Here is a 3030-nt window from a genome sequence, read left to right as displayed (position 1 = left end):
ATTTGATGCTGCTGCTTGTATTGGCTGTGGTGCCTGTGTGGCTACTTGTAAAAATTCAAGTGCTGCCTTGTTTACCTCGGCAAAAATTTCACACCTCGCTCAACTGCCTCAAGGAAAGGTTGAGGCAGAAAAGAGGGTGCTCAAAATGGTTGCCCAAATGGATGCTGAAGGTTTTGGCCATTGCAGTAATACGGAAGCCTGTCAGGTTAAATGCCCACAGGGGATCTCCGTATTAAATATTGCCAGAATGAACTGGGAATTTAACAAAGCATCCATAACAGCTCATTAATTCTTTGAGCGTCGCTTATTCATACCTTAAGGCTTCAATAGGATCCAGTTTTGAAGCCTTGAGGGCTCGTTAACGCCTCCTATAATACTGATCATAATAGCCCCAATCAAAAAAATGAAGTAAAATAGCTATCCCACGGGCACCATTAGACATGAGTAGTGCTATTTCATAGGGGCTGCTCAAACGTGATAGACCAGCAGCAAAAACACACCGACAGAAAGATAATCACAATCGACGGAAAATTTCTCTAATTTATAGAGGTTACCTACCTTGCAGCACATCAAAGCTTAAAACCCGGTTAACATGGTTTCTGTCAATGCCCGTTCTTATCTAAACCTGTTGTTGCATGTATTTATATGGATGCTGTTTGGCTTTGTGCTGCTCTTTTACCAACCGCTTTCCTGGAGCATTAGTGTTCCTGTAGAGTTTTGGGTAAAACAGGGTTTTGTGCTTGCTACGCTCATCGTGGTGTTTTATGTAAACAGCAAAATTCTGGTTCCCTACTTTCTCTACCATAATAAAACCTTATTATACATCATAGTGATCTTATTGATCGCCTTTTGTGCTGGTCCTTTGATTAAAAGTATTGATGATGCGCTGCATTTACAGGCATTGATGAGTAAAGCTTTTAATGAAGCGGGTTTTTCACGGCCCCCAAGAAGGTCAGATAAAATTGATGTTTTTTTCCTCATGATGGTGCTTTTTATCACCGGCATCAGCACCAGTGTAACGCTGATCCAGAAATGGCAAACGGAAAGAATTAGCCGTGAGGCCCTTGAAATAGAAAAAATAGGGGCGGAGTTGTCTTTTTTAAAGGCACAAATCAATCCGCATTTCTTCTTCAATACGCTCAATAACATTTATGCTTTGATGCATATCGATATAGCGGATTCTCGTCGTGCGCTGCACAAGCTCTCCAGGATGATGCGTTACCTGCTTTATGAAACACAACGCGGCATTACACCGCTGAGTAAGGAAGTTGACCTGGTTGTTGATTATATTGAACTGATGAAGCTGCGCTTAAATAGCCTCACCACCATTACTTTTGAAGTACCGAAACTAACCAAGGATCCTGAAGTGGCGGCCATGCTTTTTTTGCCCTATATAGAAAATGCATTTAAATATGGGGTAAGCGCCACTACAGCTTCGAATATCCTTATTAAAATAGCATTCGATGAAGGGCTGCTGAGCCTAACGGTAAGAAACACTATCTTTAACAATTCTATTACGGCAGATGAATATGGCGGAATAGGCTTGGTGAATACCAAAAGGCGCCTGGAGTTGTTGTATCCTGATAAGCATACTTTTAAGGCAGAGGCCTCCACTGCAACCAATGAATTTATTGTTCACTTAACGATTAAAATAGATGGTACTGAATTGCATAGCAGTAGATGATGAACCCCTTGCCTTAGGGCTCCTCAGTAGCTTTATTGCGCAAACACCTTTTCTAAAATTGGTAGGAAGCTACTCGAGTGCTATTGCAGCGCTGGAGGTTTTAAATGAGCAAGAGATTGACCTGATCTTTTTAGACATCCAGATGCCCGACCTCACCGGTCTGCAGCTGGCCAGAACGCTGGAAAGTAAACCTGGAGGAAATAAGCCAAGGGTTATCTTTACCACAGCATTTCATAATTACGCTATTGAGGGTTATAAGGTAGATGCCCTTGGGTATTTATTAAAACCCTACGACTATGAAGAGTTTTTAAATGCCTCACAAAAAGCCCTTGCCTATGCAGAGAAGTTTAAAACTGCACAGCAAGCGTTGGTTAATGTGATGGACGACTATATTTTTCTTAAGGTGGAATACCAGATGGTGCGTGTTGAAATTAAAAACATTGTATACATAGAGGGGCTGAAGGACTATGCAAAGATCCATCTGCTGAATGAAGAAAGTCCGCTGCTTTCTTTAATTACCCTGAAAGCACTGGAGGAGAAATTGCCTAAACAGCGGTTCATGAGAATCCACCGCTCCTTTATCATAGCCCTTGAAAAAATAGATGCCGTTACCAAAAGCAGTGTGCAGATAGGCAATACCAGCATCACCATTGGCGAACAGTACAAAGAGGGCATGAAGCAGTTTCTCAGCAACTGGTATTAAATAATGCTTTGGCCATTTCCAGCTTTAAAGGTTTTGTTTTTTTCATATTCTATAGACAGGATACCATCACCTTCAATTAAAAAGCAAATCAGCCCCAGCAGCACAAAATAAGATAACCAGAGTTCTGCATAAGGCCTGAAAATATCATCGCGCATGTTGACGAAAAACACGGCCCCAATTAAAATAGGGATGTTGAGTAAGCAGGAAATCCGTGTTCGGGAACCAATGGTGATGAGCAAACCTCCAATGATGTGTAGAACAATAATCAGGTGTGCGCCGAAACTGATGGAAGTTGCTGTGCCAATACTGACCTGGTTCATTAAATTGGTAAAGGCATGTAGGTTGAGGGCAAAGGCAATGCCTTTCCAGATTAAAGTTACCCCTAAGGCGATCCTAAAATAGTCTAGCCATTTTGGGTGATGATGATCTCCCCAGGATTGGATTCTCGTGATCAAGCTCATAACAGTATATATTGGTTATACCTAAGCTACAAAAGATCAAGCGCATAACAAATAGTTAGGCGTAATTATTTGCTATATCGTTAAGAGATTTTATCTTCCTCGTGTTTTTCTGGTGGAAGATCAGTTTTGATCAGTTCATCTATATATTCGGCTTTATCTTTCTGGTTACGTTTAAATAACCA

The 3030-nt window shown here is 41.3% G+C and carries 4 protein-coding genes; 3 read left to right on the top strand and 1 reads right to left on the bottom strand.

All coding sequences use genetic code 11. The features are described from left to right. From ACR2F7_RS04670 to ACR2F7_RS04660, 3 genes are all read left to right on the top strand, one after another. Positions 1-289: 4Fe-4S dicluster domain-containing protein (locus ACR2F7_RS04670; protein WP_432712430.1), on the top strand; the 289-nt coding region annotated here is incomplete at its 5' end. Between the two features lie 303 nt (positions 290-592). Further along, positions 593-1684 carry a sensor histidine kinase gene (locus tag ACR2F7_RS04665; protein WP_432712429.1) on the top strand — a complete coding sequence of 364 codons (1092 nt, stop codon included), beginning with the start codon at positions 593-595 and terminating at the stop codon, positions 1682-1684. Next, positions 1656-2387: a LytR/AlgR family response regulator transcription factor gene (locus ACR2F7_RS04660; RefSeq protein WP_432712428.1), complete on the top strand. Its 732-nt coding sequence runs from the start codon at positions 1656-1658 to the stop codon at positions 2385-2387. The genes ACR2F7_RS04665 and ACR2F7_RS04660 overlap by 29 nt, the downstream gene beginning before the upstream one ends. Here ACR2F7_RS04660 and ACR2F7_RS04655 read toward each other — a convergent pair. Beyond that, positions 2384-2848, bottom strand: a complete 465-nt coding sequence (locus ACR2F7_RS04655) for a DoxX family protein (protein ID WP_432712427.1) — start codon at positions 2846-2848, stop codon at positions 2384-2386. The genes ACR2F7_RS04660 and ACR2F7_RS04655 overlap by 4 nt on opposite strands. Positions 2849-3030: the final 182 nt, after the last annotated feature.

The sequence above is a fragment of the Pedobacter sp. genome (assembly GCF_045628745.1).
GTDB lineage: Bacteria > Bacteroidota > Bacteroidia > Sphingobacteriales > Sphingobacteriaceae > Pedobacter.
Note: the sequence above shows the minus strand (reverse complement) of the source record. Positions and strands in the feature narration are given on the sequence as shown.

Coding starts and splice junctions, on each gene's coding strand:
- ACR2F7_RS04655 (WP_432712427.1), bottom strand. CDS start 2,848: ATGAGCTTGATCACGAGAATCCAATCCTGGGGAGATCATCATCACCCA.
- ACR2F7_RS04665 (WP_432712429.1), top strand. CDS start 593: ATGGTTTCTGTCAATGCCCGTTCTTATCTAAACCTGTTGTTGCATGTA.
- ACR2F7_RS04660 (WP_432712428.1), top strand. CDS start 1,656: ATGGTACTGAATTGCATAGCAGTAGATGATGAACCCCTTGCCTTAGGG.